Raw genomic sequence first — 22,921 nt, forward strand, 5'->3', positions numbered from 1 at the left:
CCAAAGTGAGCAAAAGGATTGAGAAGAATCAGGAGGATAGGAAAGTGAGCAGAGTTTATAATTTTTCCGCAGGTCCGGCCGTGCTGCCGGAAGAGGTATTAAAAGAAGCCCAGGAGGAGATGCTGGACTATCGTGGAACGGGGATGTCTGTTATGGAGATGAGTCACCGGTCTAAGATGTTTGACAGTATTATTCAGGAGGCAGAAGCGGATTTACGTGAACTCATGCAGATTCCTTCGAATTATAAAGTATTATTCCTGCAAGGCGGCGCCTCTCTTCAATTTGCAATGGTGCCTATGAATCTGATGAAAAACAAGGTTGCCGATTATATCGTGACAGGACAGTGGGCAAAGAAAGCATGGCAGGAAGCACAAAAATACGGTAAGGCCAATAAAATTGCAAGCTCTGAAGACAAAACATACTCCTATATCCCAGACTGCACAGAGCTGCCTGTCAGCCCGGATGCAGATTATGTATACATCTGTGAGAATAATACAATTTACGGAACTAAATATAAAAAGCTGCCGGATACGAAAGGAAAGCTTCTGGTCGCAGATATCTCATCCTGTTTTCTCTCAGAGCCTGTCGATGTGTCCAGGTACGGAATTCTTTTCGGAGGCGTACAAAAGAATGTAGGTCCCGCAGGCATGGTGATTGCGATTGTCCGTGAGGATCTGATTACTGAGGATGTACTTCCGGGAACTCCGACCATGATGCAGTATAAGACGCATGCGGATAATGACTCCATGTATAATACGCCAAACTGCTTTTGCATCTACATGTGCGGTAAGGTATTCAAGTGGCTGAGGAATATGGGCGGACTTTCGGTTATGAAGCAGCGTAACGAAGAAAAAGCCGCAATTTTGTACGATTACCTGGATTCCAGCAAGATGTTTAAAGGTACGGTTGTAAAAGAAGACCGGTCCCTGATGAATGTTCCATTTGTAACCGGAGACAAGGAGCTGGATGCAAAATTCGTTGAGGCTGCTTCGGCAGCGGGTTTTGTGAACTTAAAAGGCCACAGAACGGTGGGAGGTATGCGTGCAAGTATCTACAATGCTATGCCAAAAGAGGGTGTTGAAGCCTTGGTTGCATTTATGAAGAAATTTGAAGGGGAGAATGGGAATGTTTAAGTATAATTGTCTGAATCCGATTTCTGAAGTTGGTTTGGTAAATTTCGGCTCTGATTATGAAGAGACGAAGAACATCGATGATGCTGATGTGGTATTAGTAAGAAGTGCAAGAATGCATGATATGGAGCTGCCGGAGCAGTTAAGTGCCGTGGCAAGAGCCGGAGCAGGCGTGAATAACATTCCGCTGGAGTTATGTGCGGAACATGGGATCGTGGTGTTTAATACACCAGGGGCCAATGCTAACGGCGTTAAGGAGCTTGTTCTCGCAGGAATGCTGCTGGCATCCCGTGACATCGTGGGCGGTATTGAATGGGTAGAAAGCCAGAAGGAAAACCCGGATGTGGGAAAACAGGCAGAAAAGCAGAAGAAACAGTTTTCAGGATGTGAAATCAGCGGTAAGAAGCTGGGAATCATCGGTTTGGGTGCAATCGGACAATTGGTAGCAAATGCGGCAACACATCTGGGGATGGATGTCTATGGCTATGATCCATACATTTCTGTGGATGCAGCCTGGAATCTTTCCCGTTCCATACATCATATTCAGGCACTAGAAGAAATCTACCGTGACTGTGATTATATCACGATACATGTGCCATTGCTGGAAAGCACCAGAAAGATGATCAATAAACAGGCCATAGATATGATGAAGGAAGGGGTTGTTATCCTGAATTTTGCCCGTGATCTTCTGGTGGATGAAGATGCATTGGTAGAGGCCTTGCAGTCCCAAAAAGTGAAAAAGTATGTTACTGATTTCGCAAATCCGACGGTGGCGGGTGCACCGGGTACGCTGGTTACCCCGCATCTGGGAGCATCTACGGAGGAATCGGAGGATAATTGTGCCGTGATGGCAGTGAAGCAGCTGCGAGACTACATGGAGAATGGAAATATCAGGAATTCAGTTAATTTTCCAAACTGCGATATGGGACGCTGTGGGACCGAAGGACGTGTTGCAATTAACCATAGAAATGTAGTTAATATGCTCAGCCAGTTTACAAAGGTTTTGGGCGATGCAGGGGTTAATATTGCGGATTTGACAAATAAAGGAAAAGAAGGATATGCTTATACGCTGATAGATCTGGAAAGCCCGGCTACGGCGGAGATAATAGAGGCGCTGGAAGCTGTCGATGGAGTTCTGAAAGTACGGATTGTGAAATAACGGACAAGAGAAAGAAACCAGTGCAGGAAAGGGAGACGCCGGCATTCGGCGATGCATGCCTGGCATGTATCACCAATGCCGGTTGTTCTGTATACCAAAGTATGCAAGAGAAGGAGGTTGTTAGATGGCGGTTATCAGACCATTCAGGGCTTTAAGGCCGAGGGTTGATCTGGCAGAGAAAGTGGCGGCCTTGCCGTACGATGTTTACAGCAGAAAAGAGGCAAGGGATAAGGTTTCAGGGGATCCATATACCTTCCTTAAGATAGACAGACCGGAAACGCAGTTTGATGTGGAGTGTGATATGTATGACCCGGCTGTTTACCGGAAAGCGGATGCGTTGCTGCAGCATATGGAGAAGGAAGGTGCATTTGTCCAGGATGAAAGAGCTTGTTATTATATCTATGAGCTGGTGATGTGTGGCCGGTCACAGACGGGACTGGTGGCCTGCTCTGCAGTTGATGATTATCTGAATGGTGTAGTTAAAAAGCATGAGAACACCAGAAGAGAGAAAGAAGAGGATCGCGTGAGGCATGTGGATACCTGCAGTGCACAGACAGGACCGATCTTTTTGGCTTATCGAAGTCAGGTTGAGATAAGACGAATTCTGAGCGAAGAAAAGAAGAAAGCCCCCATCTGTTCATTTACGGCTGAGGATGGCGTGAGACACAGCGTATGGGTGATTGAGGATGTGGTACATATGGAAACTTTGACGAAACTGTTCGGACGGATGGAACACACCTATATTGCAGACGGGCATCATCGGGCGGCTTCGGCAGTTCGGGTTTCCCTGAAAAGAAGAGAAGAATATCCTTCTTATACAGGGAAAGAGGAGTTTAACTTTTTCCTTTCTGTTCTATTTCCGGATGATGAATTAAAGGTTATGGATTATAACAGAGTACTGAAGGATTTGAATGGATATACAGAAGAGGAGATCCTGGCTAAATTCAAGAAGGTCTGTAAGGTGGAGACAGTGTATGACGGACCATATCATCCAAAGGCAAAGGGAGAGATGGGCTTTTATCTTGCCGGGAGCTGGTATCGGCTTCAGATGAAGAGTGAAAGCTGTAAAAGCGATCCGGTGGGGGCGCTGGATGTGGCATTTTTACAAAGAGAAGTATTAGAGCCCATATTCGGAATAAAAGACGTTAAGACAGATTCCAGAATAGATTTTGTCGGAGGAATCCGCGGGCTTGACGAGCTGGAACGTCGGTGTGAAACAGATTCTGTCTGTGCATTTGCCATGTACCCCACATCAATGGAGGAATTATTTGCAGTGGCAGATGCAGATCTTTTGATGCCGCCCAAGTCAACCTGGTTTGAGCCAAAACTCAGAAGCGGCTTGTTTATCCATAAAATCGAACGATAAACTGCACTTAAGTTTGACTTTTCATATTCTTTCAAAAATGATAAAATGAATTCAGGAGTGCGGAGCAATCCACAGTATCATCGGGTTAATAATAACAGAGGGAGGCACATATGGATAAATTATATGATTTAATGGACTGGGCTTCAATCGAAGCGGTTGTGTACTCAGAGGAGGATCATCCGAAACGTATATTAGGTTCCCATGTTACAAAAGATGGTGTGATCATTCAATGCTTTTTTCCGGGGACGGAAAAGGTAAGTGTGAGAACCCTTAAAGATGATTGTCTCTACGAGATGGAGATGGAAGATGAGGCAGGATATTTCGCTCTGCTGCTTGAAGGAGATTCGATTCCGAAATACGTCTATGTGTTGGAAGATGGACAGAACACAAAAGAAGTATATGATCCCTATGTCTTTCCGGGAATCATTACGGAAAAGGAAGAAAAACAGTTTCAGGCCGGAATTTGCTACCGTATCTATGAGAAGCTTGGAGCCCATCCTATGTGCCTGCAAGGGGTTTGGGGAACCTGTTTTGCAGTATGGGCGCCTAATGCTCTGCGGGTCAGTGTAACCGGTGATTTTAATGGATGGGATGGAAGAATCCACCAGATGGAGCGTTTGGATCACAGTGGTATCTTTGAATTATTTATTCCCGGTGTAGGCCCGGAAGACCTTTACAAATATGAAATTAAAGCCAAAGGAGGACTTACCTATCTGAAAGCAGATCCTTATGCAAATGCTGCGGAGAATCGTCCGGGAACAGCATCTGTTGTGACCGACTTAAAGTACCAGTGGGCAGACAGGGAATGGATGACAGGACGCAGGAAGATTCAAAGTGAGAATCAGCCCATCTTTATCTATGAGGTACATCTGGGTTCATGGAGGGTGCCGGAAGATCGGGAGGACAAATATTTCTATAATTATAGAGAACTTGCGCCCATGCTTGCCGGATATATAAAAGAGATGGGTTATACCCATGTGGAATTGATGCCCGTGATGGAGCACCCCCTGGATGAATCCTGGGGATATCAGGTTACGGGATACTATGCTCCCACTGCAAGATACGGAACCCCTGAGGATTTTATGTACTTTATGGATTACATGCACCAGCAGGGAATCGGTGTGATTCTGGACTGGGTTCCGGCTCATTTTCCCAGAGATACTTTTGCAATGAGTGCATTTGATGGCACCTGCCTGTACGAGCATCTGGATCCAAAGCAAGGCGCCCATCCGCACTGGGGAACGCTGATTTACAATTACGGACGTCCGGAGGTACGCAATTTTCTTATATCCAATGCGTTGTTCTGGGCGGAGAAGTATCATGCCGACGGAATACGTATGGATGCAGTGGCCTCCATGTTGTATCTGGACTATGGTAAGAATGACGGTGAATGGGTGGCTAATATCTATGGAGGCAATGAAAATCTGGAGGCTGTGGAATTCCTGAAACAATTGAACTCCATATTTAAGAAAAAATATCCGGATGCCCTTCTGATTGCAGAGGAGTCCACCGCCTGGCCGAAGGTCACCGGAGAGGCAGCCGAAGAAGGCCTGGGTTTTGACTATAAGTGGAATATGGGATGGATGCATGATTTCACCGGCTATATGAGTTACGATCCTGTACACAGGGGTGCACATCATGATGAATTGACATTCAGTATGGTGTACGCTTACAGTGAGCGGTTTTGCCTAAGCTTGTCACATGATGAGGTGGTTCATGGAAAAGCCTCCCTTCTGGAGAAGATGCCGGGAGATGAGGATCAGAAGTTTGCCAACTTGAGAGCTGCTTTGGGCTATATGACGGTGCATCCCGGTAAAAAGCTGTTGTTTATGGGACAAGATATCGGACAGCACAGAGAATGGTCAGAGAGCAGGGGATTGGATTGGCCGGTTCTGGAGGAAGAAAAAAACCGTCTGATGAAGAATTATGTGCAAAGTCTGCTGCACATGTATCGGGAACAGAAGGCTTTATATGAACTGGATTTTGATGCGAATGGTTTTGAATGGATCAACAGTCTGGAATGGGAAAAGAATCTGCTGATTTTTCTGAGAAAGGGAAAGAAGATGGAAGACACTTTGCTGGTAGTCTGCAATTTCTCCGGACAGGAGTATGAGAAGTATCAGATTGGAGTTCCCTATCCCGGAAAATATAAAGAAATTTTCAACAGCGATAATCAGTCATTTGGCGGAACAGGTTTTGTCAATCCAAGGGTAAAGTTTTCGAAACCGGAGGAGTGTGATGAGAGAAAAAATTCCATCACGATAAATATTGCACCGCTCTGTGTTTCTTTGCTTCATTATACAAAGGCGGTGAAAAAGCTTGCGGATAATAAAGCTGCAAAAAAGAAAACCCCAATAACAGCCCCTTCTAAGCGTAAAGTTGATTTGAAAAAAGAGCTACAGGATAAGATAGAGAAAGAGGAAGCAAAGAGATGATAACCTGGGAAGCTTTTCAGGAATGGATGGGAAAAACAGGAGTAAATGTCCTGCTGTTCCTGGGAAAAGTACTGATTGCAGTGGTGGTTTATTTCATCATAAGCAAGGTGATAAAAAAGATATGTAAAGTTTTAAAGCGTAACATGGAACGGTTTCATGTAGAACCCTCGGCTGCCAGCTTCGTGGTGTCGCTGCTGCGCTACACGGTACTGGGTCTCACCATAGTGACTATAATCGTACAGCTGGATATCGTGGCAGAATCCTCTATCACAGCCCTTCTTGCCTCAGCGGGTGTGGCTATATCTCTGGCGCTGCAAGGCGGATTGTCCAACTTTGCAGGCGGAATACTGATACTTTTTTTGAAACCATTTAAAGCAGGAGATTATGTCATCTGCCAGGTGGATAATGTTGAAGGTACCGTAAAAAAAATTGAGCTGTATTACACTACAATTCTGACCGCAGACAATAAGGTAACTATGATTCCAAATTCAAGGCTGACCAATAACACGATTACCAATGTCACGGCTCTGGACAAGAGAAAACTGGAAATCAAGGTTAGAGTTTCGTATGAATCAGATATTCGGAAGACAAAACAGCTGTTACAGAAATTAGTGGAGACAGATGGAAGATTTCTGGAGGAGGACAGGCTGTTCTATGTGGATGAATTAAGTGACAGTGCTGTCGTAGTGGGACTGCAGGGCTGGGTGAATACCGGCGATTATATGCGGCTGCGTTGGGATATGCTGGAACGGATAAAACTGACCATGGAAGAGGAAGGAATCCGGATACCACATGGCATGGATATCCAGGTTCAGCCGTAAGCCCGGTTCGTATGGCCGTCAGGCACAGACGAAAGTGGTAAAAACCCCTTGCTTTTGTGGAATAAGGGTGCTATACTGTATTCGTTATGATGTTACTGGATGAAGAGTGGACGCGATGTCCACTCTTCTTTATATCTATGCCTGGTAAATTAAAAACCGTAAAGGTGGTGAGAACGATGAGCAAAAAAGAGACATATGAACAAAGAGCGGAGACACTCCTTGAACCCATTGTGGATGAGCATAAATTTGAGCTGGTAGATGTGGAATACGTGAAAGAAGGCGGAAACTGGTATCTTCGGGCCTATATTGATAAAGAGGGCGGAATTACGGTGGATGACTGTGAAGTGGTCAGCCGGGCGTTTGGTGCCATTCTGGATGAGAAGGATTTTATTGAAGATTCCTATATTCTGGAGGTCAGCTCTCCTGGCCTTTCCCGCCCCCTGAAAAAAGAGAAAGACTATGCCCGCAGCATGGGAAAAGAACTGGAAATCAGAACATACCGTGCAATCAACAGACAGAAGGAATTTTACGGAGTATTACATGCATATGATGAGAACAGTGTGACAATTACTATGGAAGATGGAAAAGAGCAGATATTTGAAAAGACGGATATCGCATTAATTCGCCTTGCATTTGATTTTTAGTACAACGTATCAGTTTGTTGAGCACAGGAGGAAAAGAGATAAGATGAATACAGAATTATTGGAAGCCCTTAATATTCTGGAAAAGGAGAAGAATATTAGTAAGGATGCATTGCTGGAGGCAATTGAGCAGTCTCTCTTACAGGCATGTAAAAACCATTTTGGAAAGGCCGACAATGTAAAGGTGACGATTAATCCGGATACCTGTGATTTTTCGGTTCGTGCGGAAAAAGAAGTGGTGGAAGAAGTAGAAGATCCAGTCTTGCAAATCAGTTTGGCGGATGCCAGAATGAAGGATTCCAAGTATGAAATCGGTGATATCGTGAATGTGGAAATTAAGTCCAAAGAATTCGGACGTATTGCTACACAGAATGCGAAAAACGTAATATTACAGAAAATCCGTGAGGAAGAGCGTAAAGTTCTTTTTAATCAGTATTATGAAAAGGAACACGATCTGGTAACCGGTATTGTTCAGAGGTATGTTGGCAATAATGTCAGTATCAACCTGGGCAAGGTGGATGCATTGCTGACAGAGAATGAACAGGTAAAAGGGGAAACTTTCCACCCGACAGAGCGTATCAAACTCTATGTTCTGGAGGTTAAGGACACACCAAAGGGGCCCAAGATTCTGGTGTCAAGAACACATCCTGAGCTGGTGAAGCGTCTTTTTGAAGCAGAGGTAACCGAAGTCAGAGACGGGATTGTGGAGATGAAAAGTATTGCCAGAGAGGCAGGCTCCCGTACCAAGATCGCGGTGTGGAGCAATGATTCGGACGTAGATGCGGTGGGAGCCTGCGTGGGTATGAACGGTGCCCGTGTGAATGCCATCGTGGAGGAGCTTAAGGGTGAGAAAATAGATATCATTAACTGGGATGAGAATCCGGCACTTTTAATAGAGAATGCGCTTTCACCGGCTAAGGTAATTTCTGTTATGGCCGATCCCGATGAGAAAACAGCCAAGGTGATCGTTCCCGATTATCAGCTTTCGCTGGCAATCGGTAAAGAAGGGCAAAACGCGAGACTTGCCGCCCGGCTTACAGGATTCAAGATTGATATTAAAAGTGAGACGCAGGCAAGAGAGGCCGGGGACTTTGAGGATTTTGAGGAAGAATACGGCGAGGATATTGAGCCGGAGTCTGATCATGAAGAACTAGTATAAGCGACATTAAATAACTTGCAGAAAGGTATTTATGATCGGCTATACTAGTACATCAGGAAGATTAAACTTCGGTGTTTTCGCAAAGAATAAAAGGATGTGATTATTTGGGAACGGCAAAGAAGATTCCGATGCGTAAGTGTATCGGGTGCAACGAGATGAAAAGTAAAAAAGAACTGATACGGGTAATCAAGACCCCCGAAGGAGAAATCCTGCTGGATGCCACTGGTAAGAAGAACGGTAGAGGCGCATATGTATGCCGCACAAAAGCGTGTCTGGCAAAGGCAATCAAAAGTAAAGGGCTGGAGCGTTCTTTCCAGATGGTCATCCCGAAGGCGATATATGACAGCCTGGAAAAGGAGATGGAGACGATTGAATGATAAAAGAATTTACTCCTTTCTGGGTCTGGCGATGAAAGGCGGCAAGATTGCAAGCGGTGAGTTTCAGGTGGAACATGCGGTTAAATCAGGAACAGCAGCACTTGTAATTGTAACAGAAGACGCTTCAGAAAATACCAGGAAGAAATTTGGCAATATGTGTGAATACTACCGTACGCCAATCTGCTACTTCGGGAAGATGGAGGAACTTGGAACAGCAATAGGAAAGGCATTCCGGGCATCGCTTGCAGTTACGGATGAGAATATGGCAAAAGCAATAGCGAAACAGATGAATGAGTAGTGAATGGAAAGGTCGGTGGAAACATGCCAAAACTTAGAATACATGAACTCGCGAAAGATTTGAATAGAACGAATAGAGAGGTCATGGATTTTTTGAAGGATAGGAAAATAGATGTTAAAAGTCACATGAGTGTCCTGGGGGAAGAGCAGGAAGCGATAGTTCGTAAAGCATTTGCTTCCAAGACAGACCAGGCAGGAAAATCAGAGGAGAAGTTAGTGGAGAAACCAAAGAAGAAATCGAATATTATTCAGGTGCTGCGTCCCCAGAACGCAACCAGCCAGGAGGCAAGAAAGAAATTACAGCAGCGTGCCCAGAGTGAGAAGGTATCCAGGGCTCAGACTGATCAGAAGGAAAAGACAAATGCAGTGGAGAGTAAGCCGGTGAAAGAAGAAAATTCCCAGAATGTACAGATTCAGGAAAAAGTTTCTGCCCCGAAAGTGGAACGTACGGAAAATAAGCCGGAGGCGGCAAAAGTGCAGCAGGCGCCAAATGAAAGACCCGTACAAAGCCAGAGCGGTGAGCAGACCTCCCGCCCGCAGGGAGACAGACCGCAGCGTTCTTCTGGAGACAGAAGTGGACGTCCGCAGGGAGACAGACCGCAGCGCTCCTATGGAGACAGGGCAAACCGTCCGCAGGGAGACAGGAGTAACAATCGTCCGCAGGGAGACAGGAGTAACAACCGCCCGCAGGGAGATAGACCGCAGCGTTCCTTTGGCGACAGAAATGGACGTCCGCAGGGAGACAGACCACAGAGATCTTATGGGGACAGACCATCCTATACACAGGGAGACAGATCGTCTCGTCCACAGGGAGACAGAAATAATAACCGCCCGCAGGGAGACAGACCGCAGCGATCTTATGGGGACAGACCATCCTATGCGCAGGGAGATAGAAGTGGACGTCCGCAGGGAGACAGACCGCAGCGTTCCTTTGGCGACAGAAATGGACGTCCGCAGGGAGACAGACCGCAGCGTTCCTTTGGTGACAGGAATGGGCGTCCACAGGGAGACAGACCACAGCGTCCTTATGGAGACAGACCACAACGCCCTTATGGAGACAGACCATCCCGCCCGGGAGACAGAAATGGCACTCGTCCTCAAGGTGGCACCGCCCGGGACCGCGATCGGAAACCTCAGGTTGAATCAATGGATTTGGGATTGAAAAAACCTTCCAGAGATACAACTCATAAAGATAAGGATAAGACCAGGAGTAATCTCAGAGACAAGAAGTTCGGTGAAGACCGTAAACCGGCTGTGGGAAATCGTCCAAATCAGGGGCGCAGGCCAAATCAGGGACGCAGACCTAATCAGAATATTCCAAAGGCTCTTCAGAAACCTGTACAGAAGCCGAGGGAAGAAAAGAAAGAAGAGGTTAAGGAAATTCTGCTTCCGGAGAAGCTTACAATCAAAGAACTGGCTGATAAGATGAAGATGCAGCCTTCTGTGATTGTAAAAAAGCTTTTTCTGGAGGGTACCATGGTTACTGTTAACCATGAAATTTCATTTGAAAAGGCACAGGAAATTGCCCTGGATTATAACATCATCGCAGAACCCGAGATTAAGGTTGATGTGATCGAAGAACTGCTTCGTGAGGAAGATGAAGATGAAAAGGATATGGTTCCCCGTCCGCCGGTCGTTTGCGTTATGGGTCATGTTGACCATGGTAAGACATCCCTTCTGGATGCCATCCGAAACACGCATGTTACAGACCGGGAAGCAGGTGGTATTACACAGCATATCGGTGCAACTGTAGTTCCTGTCAACGGACAGAATATCACATTCCTGGATACACCGGGACATGAGGCATTTACTGCCATGCGTATGCGTGGTGCGAATTCTACGGATATTGCGGTTCTGGTAGTTGCAGCTGATGATGGAGTGATGCCTCAGACGATAGAGGCTATTAACCATGCGAAAGCAGCAGGAGTTGAAATTATTGTTGCCATTAACAAGATAGATAAACCTAGTGCCAATGTGGAACGTGTAAAACAGGAACTTTCTGAGCAGCAGTTGATTCCGGAAGACTGGGGCGGCAGTACGGTATTTGTACCGGTATCTGCACATACTCATGAAGGTATTACGGAACTTCTGGAGATGATTCTGCTGACAGCAGAGGTTCTGGAGCTTAAGGCCGATCCAAAACGCAGAGCAAGAGGGCTGGTAATTGAAGCACAATTGGATAAGGGAAAGGGCCCGGTAGCCAATATTCTGGTACAAAAGGGTACTTTACATGTGGGAGACTATATCGCAGCAGGAGCATGTTCCGGTAAAGTCCGTGCGATGATGGATGATAAGGGCCGGCGTGTAAAGGAGGCTGGACCCTCCATGCCGGTTGAACTGCTTGGTCTGAATGATGTGCCTAATGCAGGCGAAATCATCGTTGCAACCGATACAGACAAAGATGCTAAGAATTTTGCAGCAACCTTTGTATCAGAAGGGAAGAACAGGCTGCTTGAAGATACAAAAGCGAAGATGTCTCTGGATGATTTGTTCAGCCAGATTAAAGAAGGAAACTTAAAGGAACTGAATATCGTAATAAAAGCCGATGTACAGGGATCTGTAGAGGCTATGAAACAGTCACTGGTCCGTCTCTCCAATGATGAGGTTGTGGTCAAGATTGTGCATGGCGGAGTTGGAGCTATCAACGAATCCGACGTTACGCTGGCTGCAGCTTCCAATGCGATCATTATAGGCTTCAATGTAAGACCCGACGTCCAGGCAAAGACCATCGCTGATCAGGAAGGTGTGGATATGCGTCTGTACCGTGTCATTTATCAGGCGATTGAGGATGTGGAAGCGGCCATGAAAGGAATGCTGGATCCTGTTTACGAGGAAAAAGTCATCGGACATGCGGAAATCCGTCAGCTGTTCAAAGCTTCTGGAATTGGAACCATTGCAGGCAGCTATGTGCTGGATGGCGCCTTCCAGAGAGGATGTAAAGTACGGATCAGCCGTGAAGGAAAACAAATCTACGAAGGCCCTCTGGCTTCACTCAAGCGTTTCAAGGATGATGTGAAGGAAGTCAGGGCAGGATATGAGTGTGGTCTGGTATTTGAAGGCTTTAATGATATTCAGGAGTTAGATGTTGTAGAAGCTTATATTATGGTAGAAGTACCAAGATAGGCTTTGCAAAGCGAAAAGCAGAGGGTATTAAAGTGAGAAAAAACAGTATTAAAAACACCAGAATCAACGGTGAAGTACAAAAGGAATTAAGCCAGATTATCCGCATGGAAATCAAAGATCCCAGGATTGCTATGATGACCTCGGTTACAGCAGCAGAGGTTGCTCCGGATCTGAAAACCTGTAAAGCGTATATCAGTGTACTTGGAGATGAGAAAGCGAAAGCGGATACACTGGCTGGTCTGCGTAGCGCAGAAGGTTATATCCGCAAACTGCTTGCGAAGAATGTTAATTTAAGAAATACACCGGTTATTCAGTTTGTTCTGGATGAATCCATCGAATATGGTGTTACCATGTCAAAGCTGATAGATGATTTAAATCAGAATGGACCTGAAAAGGAAGATGAGAAGAGTGAATAAACTTACGGAGATATTAGAGGGGATTTCAACCGTGGCAATTGCAGGCCATGTGAACCCCGATGGGGACTGCGTAGGTTCCTGCATGGGTCTATACCTGTATCTGAAGGATAACTATCCGGATATCCGGGCAGACGTATATCTGGAAGAACCGGCAGAGATATTTCATTTTGTGAGAAATATTGAGGATGTAAAGACAGAATGCGAAACCGGCCGGGTATATGACCTGCTGTTTCTTCTGGATGTGAGCAGTATGGATCGTGTTGGTGTTGCAAAGCCACTGTATGAATCTGCGCTTCATACGGTGGGAATAGACCATCACATTACCAATAAAGGGTTGTGTGAACTGAACCAGATTTTCCCGGAGGCCAGTTCCACCTGTGAGGTTCTATATGGACTCATGGAGGAAATAAAGATTTCGGAAGCATGTGCTGAAGCTTTGTATACTGGAATTGTGCATGATACAGGGGTATTCCAGTATTCATGTACTTCACCGTGGACGATGAGAGTGGCTGCCAATCTGATGGAAAAGGGAATTCCTTTTTCGGAAATCGTAGACAGAAGCTTTTATCAGAAGTCCTATGCACAGAATCAGATTATGGGAAGAACCCTCATGGAGAGCATCATGCTCCTGGACGGTCAGTGCATTATAGGTATTGTACGCCGCAAAGAGATGGAATTCTACGGTCTTTCTACCAAAGATCTGGATGGAATTGTAAGCCAGCTGAAAAATACTGCCGGAGTGGAAGTTGCGTTATTCCTGTATGAGAAAAATCTGCAGGAATTTAAGGTGAGCATGAGGTCAAGGGAACGGGTGGATGTCAGTAAAATTGCGGAACTGTTCGGAGGCGGAGGTCATGTGAGAGCAGCCGGATGCACGATGCACGGTACTGCCTTTGATGTGGTTAACAGCATCTCAGGCCAGATAGAAAAACAATTGACAGAGGAAGTATAAGGCGCATGTATAACGGAGTCTTAAATATCTATAAAGAAGCGGGGTTTACCTCGCATGATGTGGTGGCCAAGCTTCGCGGAATCTTAAAGCAGAAGAAAATCGGTCATACAGGTACACTTGACCCGGATGCGGTGGGTGTACTTCCTGTGTGTCTGGGAAGTGCCACAAAACTCTGTGACATGCTGACGGATGAGAAAAAGTCCTATCAGGCGGTTTTACGTCTTGGGGTAACTACGGACACACAGGATATGAGCGGTCAGGTTTTGAACACCCGGCCGGTAGAGTGCACAGCAGAAGAAATCACAGCATGTGTGAACAGTTTCTGCGGAGAACAGATGCAGATTCCTCCCATGTATTCCGCTCTGAAGATTAACGGAAAAAAGCTGTACGAACTGGCAAGAGAGGGAAAGACGGTGGAGCGGGCGGCACGCCCGGTAACATTCTACGACATTACAATCTGCCAGATGGATATACCCTTTGTGAGTTTACATGTGACCTGCTCAAAAGGAACTTATATCAGGACCCTTTGCCATGACATTGGTAAAAAGCTGGGTTGTGGTGCCGCTATGGAACAGCTCACCAGAACCGGAGTAGGCCGGTTTCACGTAGACCATGCGCTAAAACTTGAACAAGTAGAAACGCTAAAGCAGGAGAATAAGCTGGAAAGCTGTCTGGTTCCGGTGGACGCGATGTTTGAAAACCTGGAAAAGAGTTGGGTAAAGCCTGCATTTGATTTACTGGTGCACAATGGAAATCCGCTCAGGGCTGATCAGATTACGGCAGTCCGGCAGGAGACGTTACAAAAACAGCTTCGGATCTATGACAGCAGTCACCAGTTTGCAGGGATTTACGAATATGATGCGGGGCGGGAAATCTATAAACCAAAGAAAATGTTTCTGAGATGAGGAATCTATGAAATATATCAGAAAAACACTGGATTTTGAGGCAGAAAAACCCACTGTAATTACATTGGGAAAGTTTGACGGTGTCCACAGAGGACACATGAAGTTAATAAACCGTATATTAGAAATCGGGAAGAGGGATGATCTGGAGACGGTCATCTTTACTTTTGATGTGTCTCCGCAGGTCAGTTTCGGTTATAGAAAGCCGCAGATGCTGCTTACAAATGAAGAGAGAAGAAGGCGGCTTCAGAAACAGGGAATCGACACATTGATTGAGTGCCCGTTTATACCTGAGATCAGAGATATGGAAGCGGAGGCTTTTGCCAGGGAAATTCTGGTTAAAAAGCTCCATGTTAAAGCTCTGGTGGTGGGACCTGATTTTCACTTTGGATATGGTAGGAAGGGTACGCCCCAAATGCTGGAACGCCTGGGAATGGAATGTGGTTTTACACTGGAGGTTCTGGATAAAGTGATGGATGATAGCCGGGAAATCAGCAGCTCCTACATTCGGGAGGAACTGATGAAAGGCAATCTGGAAAAGGTCAATGAACTGCTGGGATATCCTTATACAATTACAGGTGAAGTGGTTCATGGCCATAATCTGGGACATACCATCGGTATTCCCACAATTAATCAGATTCCAGGTGAAGACAAGCTGCTGCCGCCTTGGGGCGTCTATGCTTCCAGAACGAGAATTGCCGGCAGGGAGTTTTACGGAATCACAAACATCGGAGTAAAGCCAACAGTCCTGGAAAAGTTTGTAGGAGTTGAGACATATCTCTATGACTGCGATATGGATCTCTACGGAGAGGTAGCTAAGGTGGAGCTATGCCACTATCAGAGGCCGGAAGTGAAGTTCGAATCTGTGGAAGCGTTGAAACAGCAGATGAACAAAGATAAAGAACATGGGAAACAATATTTTATGCTATAAAAATCGTCCCGTTTACCAAAAAAATCGTGCTTTTTGGTAAACGGGATGATTTTCGTTAATTGTAAGGAAAGATTAAGGACATCCGATGCAAAATATGATACGATAAAAATATTGATAACATTGTATAATTTTTAATGTGGAGGATACGGGCATATATGAAGAAGAAATCTGTTATTATCACCTGTGCATGTGTGGCAGCAGCACTGGTAATCGGGGGTGTAGGTTTGTTTGTCTGGACCAGGAAAGGAGATTCTAAAAGCGACAACGTGGTTTATGTAAATACTGTGGAACAACTGATGAACCTGGGCAGCGGAAATGGTCTGCTCAATCGCTTTTCCGGAGTAGTAGAGTCGCAGGATACCTGGAAGGTTCAGCAGAACACAGAAAAGACGGTGAAGGACATACTAGTCGAAGAAGGACAGGAAGTACAGGCGGGAACACCACTTTTTACATATGATACGGATAAATTTCAGACGGATTTAGAACAGGCCGGATTAGATTCTGAGAGGATTAATACGGAAATCGAGAGTATGAAGAGTAATATCGCGCAGCTGAACAAAGACAAGAAGTCGGCTCCCAAGGAAAGCCAGGCAACACTTCAGCTGCAGATACGAGAGGCAGAGCTTCAGTTAAGACAAAAAGAGTATGAAGCCAAGAGCAAAGAAGTGGAGATTGGAAAACTACAGGAAAACATTAATAATGCAACGGTGACCAGTGAAATAGCCGGTATTGTGAAATCCATTAACAATGGAACAGCGTCCGGGGATCCATATGGCGAGCAGGATACCTCTTTCATGACCATATTATCCACAGGAGCTTTTCGGATAAAGGGAAAAGTCAATGAGATGAATATTGGGGGATTGTCGGAAAATGCAGCGGTTCTTGTGCATTCTCGTGTGGATGATTCCGCAGTCTGGAAAGGGACCATTACAAAGATCGACAGAGAAAATGCCGAAGCCGGAAATAATAATGGCATGTATGCTTCTACAGATTCCATGTCTCAAACCAGTTCTTATCCATTCTACGTAACGCTGGAAAACAGTGATAATCTGATGCTGGGGCAGCATGTCTATATCGAACTGGATAATGGACAGGATTCCGAGAGCAAGGCGGGCATCTGGCTGGATGAATACTTTATCGGAGATCCGGACAGCGAACCATATGTGTGGGCCGACAACGGAAAGGGTAAACTGGAAAAAAGAAAGATAACCCTGGGACAATATGATGAAAATATGATGAAGTATGAGATTGCAGAAGGTCTCGGTAAGAAAGATGCAATTACATTTCCGGAACCTGATTTAAAAGAAGGAATGCAGACGGCCATCGGGGAAGATGGCATGATGGGACAGAGCAATCCTGCCGGACCGGAGGATGGTATAGATGCCGGAGACGGATCTGATATGGGAACCATGGACGATGGACAGATAATTCCAGAGGGTGAAGATGCGGTTGTTTCCGGAGGAGGGGAGGTTCTTAAGTGATTCTGGAGCTAAAGGATATATGTAAAGATTATATGCAGGGAAAGATGGTGGTTCCGGTTCTGAAAGATGTATGCTTTGAGATGGAAGAAGGAGAGTATGTGGCGATTATGGGACCCTCCGGTTCAGGTAAAACAACTTTGATGAATATCGTGGGATGTCTGGATCAGGCAACCAGCGGAACCTATATCCTGGACGGAGAAGATATAGGCAAGTGTTCGGATAATCATATGTCGGATATACGCCTTCAGAAGATCGGATTTGTCTTCCAAAGTTTCCAGCTTCTGCCGAGGCAGTCGGCTCTCGAGAACGTGGCTCTGCCGCTGACCTATGCAGGGATTCCGAAAAAGGAGAGAAAAGAGAAGGCGTTTGAGGCGCTTGATCGGGTCGGATTGGCTGACCGTGTGGACTTTAAGCCCACGCAGCTTTCCGGTGGACAAAAGCAGAGAGTGGCCATTGCCAGAGCCATGGTCAATCATCCGAAGATTTTGTTGGCTGATGAGCCTACGGGCGCCCTGGATTCTGCTTCCGGAAAACAGGTGATGGAACTTTTTCAGAGCCTGAACGATGAAGGGGTCAGCGTTTTGATGATCACTCATGATGCGGAGATTGCTTCCTGCGCAGGACGGAAAGTGGAGATAAAAGATGGCATCCTGAGACAGGAGGGGGTAATCGAAGTATGACGGTGAAGAAAAAGGTATTGACAATTCTGCTTTCTGTTGCCGGTGTTTGTGTGGTTGGCGCAGGCGTGGTATATGGAGTGAAACGTTCACAGGAGTCGGAGGTCATGGTTATACCTGTCAGTGATATTAACAATGGAGGATATTGGGGTGACAATTCCACGATGGAAGGTATCATCACCTCTGATGCTTCACAAGATGTATATCTCTCGGATGTTCAGACTGTGGATCAGGTTTCTGTAAAGGAAGGTGATACGGTCAAAGAGGGTGATGTCCTGCTTACCTATGATATGACATTGACCAACTTAAATCTGGAGATGCAGAAGCTGAGCAGGGATCAGGCCGACTTAAGGATCCAGGCGGCGAAAAATGACTTGAAAAAATTAAAGAACACAAAGCCGGTTTCCGAAAATGGAGGTTCCGGAGAAGGGGATGATGGAGGCTCTGTGGTTGTTGATGATGGGGATTCAGGTATGCCCCCTGAAGAAGTACCTGTAACAGAAATACCGACGCCCCCTCCTGTACCAGATGCTGTTTTATACAATGGTACGGACAATCCCCTGCAGCACGGAGCAAAGCCTTACAAAGGAGAGGGAAGTAAGAAAAATCCGTTTCGCTTTTTGTGTGAGGACAAGACCGTGATTAAAGCTTCCTTTATTAATTCCATGATGGGATACAGCTATGATGAGAATGGGAACAGGGGAAGCAGAGAGAAGAGCGGTTTCTTTTACCGTCTGGAGGTAAGAAGGGAAAATAAAGCAGATGGGGAACTGCTTAAAGCATGGAAGCAGGATGCGTCTTCCATTGAGAAGCCCTTCGAGGAAGACTGGGAAGGTGTATTGGATTTAGCTCAAACGTCGACGATACCAACACCAACACTAACGCCCCCTGAAGAAAACGAACCTTCCGGAACATCAGCGAATTCCATGGGATACGCGGGAGCTGCCGGCAATGTGGCTTATAATACCCTCAGTGTGGGAAACCTCACCATGAAAGGCACCGGAGCGATTATATTTACAGCTGCCGCATCGGATGATAAAAGCAAATCATCCGGTACGCTCTCAACACCGCTGCCCTCTGATATGTCCTATACCAAGGACGAGCTGGCAAAGGCAATAAAGGAAAAAGAGGCGGAAATCAAATCACTGGAGCTGGATTTAAGAGAACAGGAAATCAAGCTGAAAGCTTCAGAGAAGGCTGTAAATGAAGGTAAGGTTGTGGCCGGATTTAACGGAGTTATTAAAAAAGTCGGTGACCCTGAGAATCCTCCGAAAGACGGTACACCATTCCTTGTGTTGTCCAGCACAGATGGTATGTATGTAAAAGGGAATATCAGCGAATTGAAGCTGAATGAGATTAAAGAGGGAACTGTCTTAAACATTATGTCTTATCAAAGCGGAACCACCTGTGAAGCAACAATAAAGAATATATCACCTTATCCCGCGGAGAACTATAATGATTATTCAGGGACAAATGGATCTGGATATCCATTTACGGCATATATTGCCAGCGGCGGAGATCAGCTGCAGAATAATGAGTATGTGGAAGTCAGTGTAAGCCAGCAGGCGGGAGAAGGAGAGATGATGGCAGGCGGGGATACTATCTCCATAAGCAAAGCATTTATCAGGGAAGAAGAAGGCGTTAAATATGTTTATATCAGAGGAGAGGATAACCGCCTGAAACGCCAGGAGGTCACTACAGGCCGCCTTTTCTGGGGAGATGCCTATGAGATTAAGGGCGGGATCAGCCAGGAGGACTGGATTGCTTTCCCCTATGGAAAGAATGTAAAAGAAGGCGCCAAAACAAAAGAAGGCAGTATGAATCAGTTATACGGATATTAAGGAGGGAAATCATGTTAGAGAATATTAGACTGTCCTTTCAGGGAATCTGGTCTCATAAGATGCGTTCCTTCCTGACGATGCTGGGCGTTATCATAGGAATTGCTTCGATTATTGCTATTGTATCAACCATTAAAGGAACTAATGAGCAGATTAAGCAGAATCTGATTGGTGCCGGTAATAATAACGTATCAATTACATTGAAACAGGGAGATGGTGACTATTGGATGGATAACGGTGCACCTCCCGGAGTTATTCCTTTGACGGATGACATTAAGGAGCGGATACAGGAGTTGGATAATGTAGAAAATGTTTCATTTTTCAACAGCAGGGCTTACGTAGATGGGATAATGCAGGGGGCTTCCAGGCTTGACAGCGGAAAAGCCTATGGTATCGACCGGAATTTTCTGGATACTTCCGGATATGTACTCAGTGCCGGCCGTGCGTTTATTGACAGCGACTATAAAAATTTCCGGAAAGTTGTTCTGTTGGATGAGACGGCTGCCACTGCACTGTTCCAGGGAGAATCAGCACTTGGGAAAACCATTGAAATCAGAGGCGAACCATTTACAGTGGTTGGACTGATAAAAAAGGCGGAAGCATTTCAGCCGGTGATTAATTCTCTGGAGGAATATTATACGTATTATCAGGAGAATATGGGTACACTTCTGATGCCGGATGCCAGTTGGCCGATTATCTTCGGATTTGATGAACCACAGAGTGTGGTATTGACGGCCAAGAGTACGGAGGATATGAGCAGCGTCGGTAAAAAGGCTTCAAAAATCATGAATGAAGCAGTGTTGGATTCCGAAGGGGATATCAAGTATAAGGCAGAGGATTTGCTTGAAAAGGCCAAGAATCTGCAGGAACTCAGCGCAAGCACCAATAATCTGCTGCTATGGGTGGCAAGTATCTCGCTGCTGGTAGGGGGCATCGGTGTTATGAATATCATGCTGGTATCTGTTACTGAACGAACCAGTGAAATAGGACTAAAAAAAGCCATTGGAGCCAGAAAACGCCGTATTTTGTCACAGTTTTTGACTGAGGCAGCAGTACTTACCAGTATTGGCGGATTGATGGGAATAATTGCGGGAATTATACTTGCCCAGGTGATTTCAAAAGTCTCGCAGACACCTGTGGCAATATCTATCCCGGCCATTATCGCATCTGTAATCTTTTCAATCGTGATTGGCGTCATATTTGGACTGCTGCCTTCATTCAAGGCGGCGAATCTGAATCCGATTGATGCCTTAAGACGGGAATAGTCTTTCTGTTAAGAAATGAGGTAGTTAAATGAAACCAATTGTTTTATGTTACAGTAAATGCAGTACTTGCCGGAAGGCACTTGACTGGATGGATGCCCATGAAATTGAATATGAGACCCGTCCTATAAAGGAGGAGCATCCTTCTGCAGAAGAGTTAAAGGGCTGGTACGAAAAGAGTGGTCTTCCTCTAAAACGTTTTTTCAATACGAGCGGTATGCTCTATAAAGAGATGAAGCTGAAAGAGAAGCTTCCCAACATGAACGAAGAAGAACAATTACAGCTGCTCTCCACGGATGGAATGCTTGTAAAGCGTCCGTTGGTTGTAGGAGAGGATTATGTACTGACTGGGTTTAAAGAGTCTGAATGGGGCAGGCAATTCTTCGGGGAATAGATAAAAGTACACATAAAGGAAGGTAATATAGAAGAGGATGAAACTTGTAATACAGCGTGTAACAGAGGCCTCTGTTAAGGTAAAAGGAGAAACCATCGGGCAGATAGGAAAAGGTTATCTGGTGTTAATCGGCGTAGGCAGGGAGGATACCCGCGAAACAGCAGACCGCTACCTGAATAAATTACTTGGCCTTCGTATCTTTGAAGATGAACAGGGAAAAACCAATCTGTCACTGGCTGATGTACATGGAGGGCTTTTGATGATTTCCCAGTTTACCCTTTATGCCAATTGTAAAAAGGGAAACCGCCCCAGTTTCATAGAGGCAGGTGCCCCCTCATGGCAGAAAAATTATACGACTATATGATACAGGAGGCAAGAAAAAGTGTTCCGGTGGTCCAGACAGGTAAATTCGGCGCAGAGATGAACGTGTCTCTTGCCAATGACGGACCATTTACAGTTATTTTGGAGAATCTGGAACAAAAGTAGGGAAATTCTCTTGATTTTTCAGGCTTTGTGAGTAATTTCGCAATAGTTGAACATGATATGATCATAAATACCTGAATCATAAGGTATTTAATGTCACTTATATTAGACTGGAAAATCAGGAGGGTTTCATGCTATGGCAACATATTTCCATGGGCAGTATAAAAAAAGGTCCTATTTTGAAGGGTGGTATTTTAAGCAGGAGAGTAAAGAACAGACATTAGCTTTGATTCCGGCCTTTCATGTAGATGGAAGTGGGAACAGAAGTGCGACTATACAGGTTATTACGGATCGGGATTCCTGGACGCTTTTTTTTCCGGCTGAAGATTTTCGGGCATCCGGAAAAAGCCTGAGTGTTCGTATCGGGGAGAATTTGTTTACCCAAAAAGGGATACACTTAAATCTAAAGGGAAATGGGCTGCACCTGAAAGGGACCATATACTTTGAAAATTTTATTCCCACGAAAAAGGAAATCATGGGGCCTTTTTTTCGAATTCCCGGAATGCAGTGCAGCCATCAGGTGCTTAGTCTTTACCACAAATTAAAAGGTAACGTGCAGTTAAATGGGAAAAGAATCTATTTCGACGGAGGCCGTGGATACCTTGAAAAAGACAGGGGCTCCTCCTTTCCCAGGGAATATATGTGGACACAGTGTGGATTTGAAAATCGGGGACCCGGATGTATAATGGCGGCGGTAGCCGATGTACCCTTTCTTGGAAGTAGTTTTACAGGTTGTATCAGTACGGTTCTTTTTCAAGGCAGGCAATATAGATTTGCAACTTATCTGGGAGCAAGGGTGGTGCTAAATACAAAAAAATCTGTTGTGATTCGTCAGGGAGAATGGGAACTCCGAATGACAGTTTTGGAAGAAAATCCAAAAGTACTTCAGGCTCCGGCAGGTGGGAAGATGGGAAGAGTCATACAGGAAAGTGCTTCCTGCCCTGTGGGATATGAACTTCGTAACGGTAAGCGAAAGGTATTTAAAATTCTTGCGGAAAAAGCAGGATGGGAGAAAGAATAAAGAAAAAAGCAGACGGCTGCTGCAGTCAGGTGTGAGAATATACCGGCTGCAGCAGC

Annotated in this window: 20 protein-coding genes and 1 pseudogene; all 21 read left to right on the forward strand. The window is 45.5% G+C overall.

The features are described 5' to 3' along the window. Positions 1 to 44: 44 nt before the first annotated feature. The 21 genes and pseudogenes from serC (at position 45) to KNL20_RS05845 (ending at position 22,865) form a co-directional block, all read left to right on the forward strand. Positions 45 to 1,133 carry a 3-phosphoserine/phosphohydroxythreonine transaminase gene (serC, locus tag KNL20_RS05745; RefSeq protein WP_230399656.1) on the forward strand — a complete coding sequence of 363 codons (1,089 nt, stop codon included), beginning with the start codon at positions 45 to 47 and terminating at the stop codon, positions 1,131 to 1,133. Next, positions 1,126 to 2,289 carry a phosphoglycerate dehydrogenase gene (locus KNL20_RS05750; RefSeq protein ID WP_230399657.1) on the forward strand — a complete coding sequence of 388 codons (1,164 nt, stop codon included), beginning with the start codon at positions 1,126 to 1,128 and terminating at the stop codon, positions 2,287 to 2,289. The genes serC and KNL20_RS05750 overlap by 8 nt, the downstream gene beginning before the upstream one ends. Positions 2,290 to 2,413: 124 nt before the next feature. Continuing rightward, entirely contained in the window at positions 2,414 to 3,655 is a 1,242-nt protein-coding gene (locus KNL20_RS05755) for a DUF1015 domain-containing protein (protein WP_230399658.1), read from the forward strand. Between the two features lie 110 nt (positions 3,656 to 3,765). Next, entirely contained in the window at positions 3,766 to 6,090 is a 2,325-nt protein-coding gene (gene glgB / locus KNL20_RS05760; RefSeq protein WP_230399659.1) for a 1,4-alpha-glucan branching protein GlgB, read from the forward strand. Further along, positions 6,087 to 6,911, forward strand: a complete 825-nt coding sequence (locus tag KNL20_RS05765; protein ID WP_230399660.1) for a mechanosensitive ion channel family protein — start codon at positions 6,087 to 6,089, stop codon at positions 6,909 to 6,911. Before glgB ends, KNL20_RS05765 begins: the two co-directional genes overlap by 4 nt. A 176-nt stretch (positions 6,912 to 7,087) precedes the next feature. Next, a complete protein-coding gene (locus KNL20_RS05770) occupies positions 7,088 to 7,555 on the forward strand; it encodes a ribosome maturation factor RimP (protein WP_230399661.1) in 468 nt (155 codons plus the stop codon). Positions 7,556 to 7,598: 43 nt separating this feature from the next. After that, positions 7,599 to 8,711 (forward strand): transcription termination factor NusA, encoded by a 1,113-nt coding sequence (gene nusA, locus KNL20_RS05775; RefSeq protein WP_230399662.1) that lies wholly within the window; start codon positions 7,599 to 7,601, stop codon positions 8,709 to 8,711. 128 nt (positions 8,712 to 8,839) lie between these two features. Next, positions 8,840 to 9,088, forward strand: a complete 249-nt coding sequence (gene rnpM / locus KNL20_RS05780) for an RNase P modulator RnpM (RefSeq protein WP_329957518.1) — start codon at positions 8,840 to 8,842, stop codon at positions 9,086 to 9,088. Further along, complete coding sequence (locus KNL20_RS05785) at positions 9,081 to 9,386, forward strand: L7Ae/L30e/S12e/Gadd45 family ribosomal protein (protein ID WP_230399664.1); 306 nt, start codon at positions 9,081 to 9,083, stop codon at positions 9,384 to 9,386. The genes rnpM and KNL20_RS05785 overlap by 8 nt, the downstream gene beginning before the upstream one ends. Before the next feature lie 23 nt (positions 9,387 to 9,409). Then, positions 9,410 to 12,508 (forward strand): translation initiation factor IF-2, encoded by a 3,099-nt coding sequence (gene infB, locus KNL20_RS05790; protein ID WP_230399665.1) that lies wholly within the window; start codon positions 9,410 to 9,412, stop codon positions 12,506 to 12,508. A gap of 32 nt (positions 12,509 to 12,540) precedes the next feature. Further along, complete coding sequence (rbfA, locus tag KNL20_RS05795; protein ID WP_230399666.1) at positions 12,541 to 12,924, forward strand: 30S ribosome-binding factor RbfA; 384 nt, start codon at positions 12,541 to 12,543, stop codon at positions 12,922 to 12,924. Beyond that, positions 12,917 to 13,876 (forward strand): DHH family phosphoesterase, encoded by a 960-nt coding sequence (locus KNL20_RS05800; protein WP_230399667.1) that lies wholly within the window; start codon positions 12,917 to 12,919, stop codon positions 13,874 to 13,876. The genes rbfA and KNL20_RS05800 overlap by 8 nt, the downstream gene beginning before the upstream one ends. A gap of 5 nt (positions 13,877 to 13,881) precedes the next feature. Beyond that, a complete protein-coding gene (truB, locus tag KNL20_RS05805; RefSeq protein WP_230399668.1) occupies positions 13,882 to 14,781 on the forward strand; it encodes a tRNA pseudouridine(55) synthase TruB in 900 nt (299 codons plus the stop codon). Positions 14,782 to 14,788: 7 nt separating this feature from the next. After that, positions 14,789 to 15,709 (forward strand): riboflavin biosynthesis protein RibF, encoded by a 921-nt coding sequence (ribF, locus tag KNL20_RS05810; RefSeq protein ID WP_230399669.1) that lies wholly within the window; start codon positions 14,789 to 14,791, stop codon positions 15,707 to 15,709. 155 nt (positions 15,710 to 15,864) lie between these two features. Then, positions 15,865 to 17,190 (forward strand): efflux RND transporter periplasmic adaptor subunit, encoded by a 1,326-nt coding sequence (locus KNL20_RS05815; protein WP_230399670.1) that lies wholly within the window; start codon positions 15,865 to 15,867, stop codon positions 17,188 to 17,190. Further along, positions 17,187 to 17,870 (forward strand): ABC transporter ATP-binding protein, encoded by a 684-nt coding sequence (locus KNL20_RS05820; protein WP_329957508.1) that lies wholly within the window; start codon positions 17,187 to 17,189, stop codon positions 17,868 to 17,870. Before KNL20_RS05815 ends, KNL20_RS05820 begins: the two co-directional genes overlap by 4 nt. Next, positions 17,867 to 19,708: an efflux RND transporter periplasmic adaptor subunit gene (locus tag KNL20_RS05825; RefSeq protein WP_230399671.1), complete on the forward strand. Its 1,842-nt coding sequence runs from the start codon at positions 17,867 to 17,869 to the stop codon at positions 19,706 to 19,708. Before KNL20_RS05820 ends, KNL20_RS05825 begins: the two co-directional genes overlap by 4 nt. Positions 19,709 to 19,719: 11 nt before the next feature. Continuing rightward, positions 19,720 to 20,970: an ABC transporter permease gene (locus KNL20_RS05830; RefSeq protein ID WP_230399672.1), complete on the forward strand. Its 1,251-nt coding sequence runs from the start codon at positions 19,720 to 19,722 to the stop codon at positions 20,968 to 20,970. Between the two features lie 28 nt (positions 20,971 to 20,998). After that, a complete protein-coding gene (locus KNL20_RS05835) occupies positions 20,999 to 21,361 on the forward strand; it encodes an arsenate reductase family protein (RefSeq protein WP_230399673.1) in 363 nt (120 codons plus the stop codon). 37 nt (positions 21,362 to 21,398) lie between these two features. Beyond that, a pseudogene (gene dtd / locus KNL20_RS05840) lies at positions 21,399 to 21,847 on the forward strand (D-aminoacyl-tRNA deacylase). Between the two features lie 133 nt (positions 21,848 to 21,980). After that, positions 21,981 to 22,865, forward strand: coding sequence for a tocopherol cyclase family protein (locus KNL20_RS05845; protein WP_230399674.1), 885 nt, complete (start codon positions 21,981 to 21,983; stop codon positions 22,863 to 22,865). The last annotated feature ends 56 nt before the right edge of the window (positions 22,866 to 22,921 follow it).

It is taken from the genome of Novisyntrophococcus fermenticellae, assembly GCF_018866245.1.
Classification (GTDB): Bacteria; Bacillota; Clostridia; order Lachnospirales; family Lachnospiraceae; genus Novisyntrophococcus; species Novisyntrophococcus fermenticellae.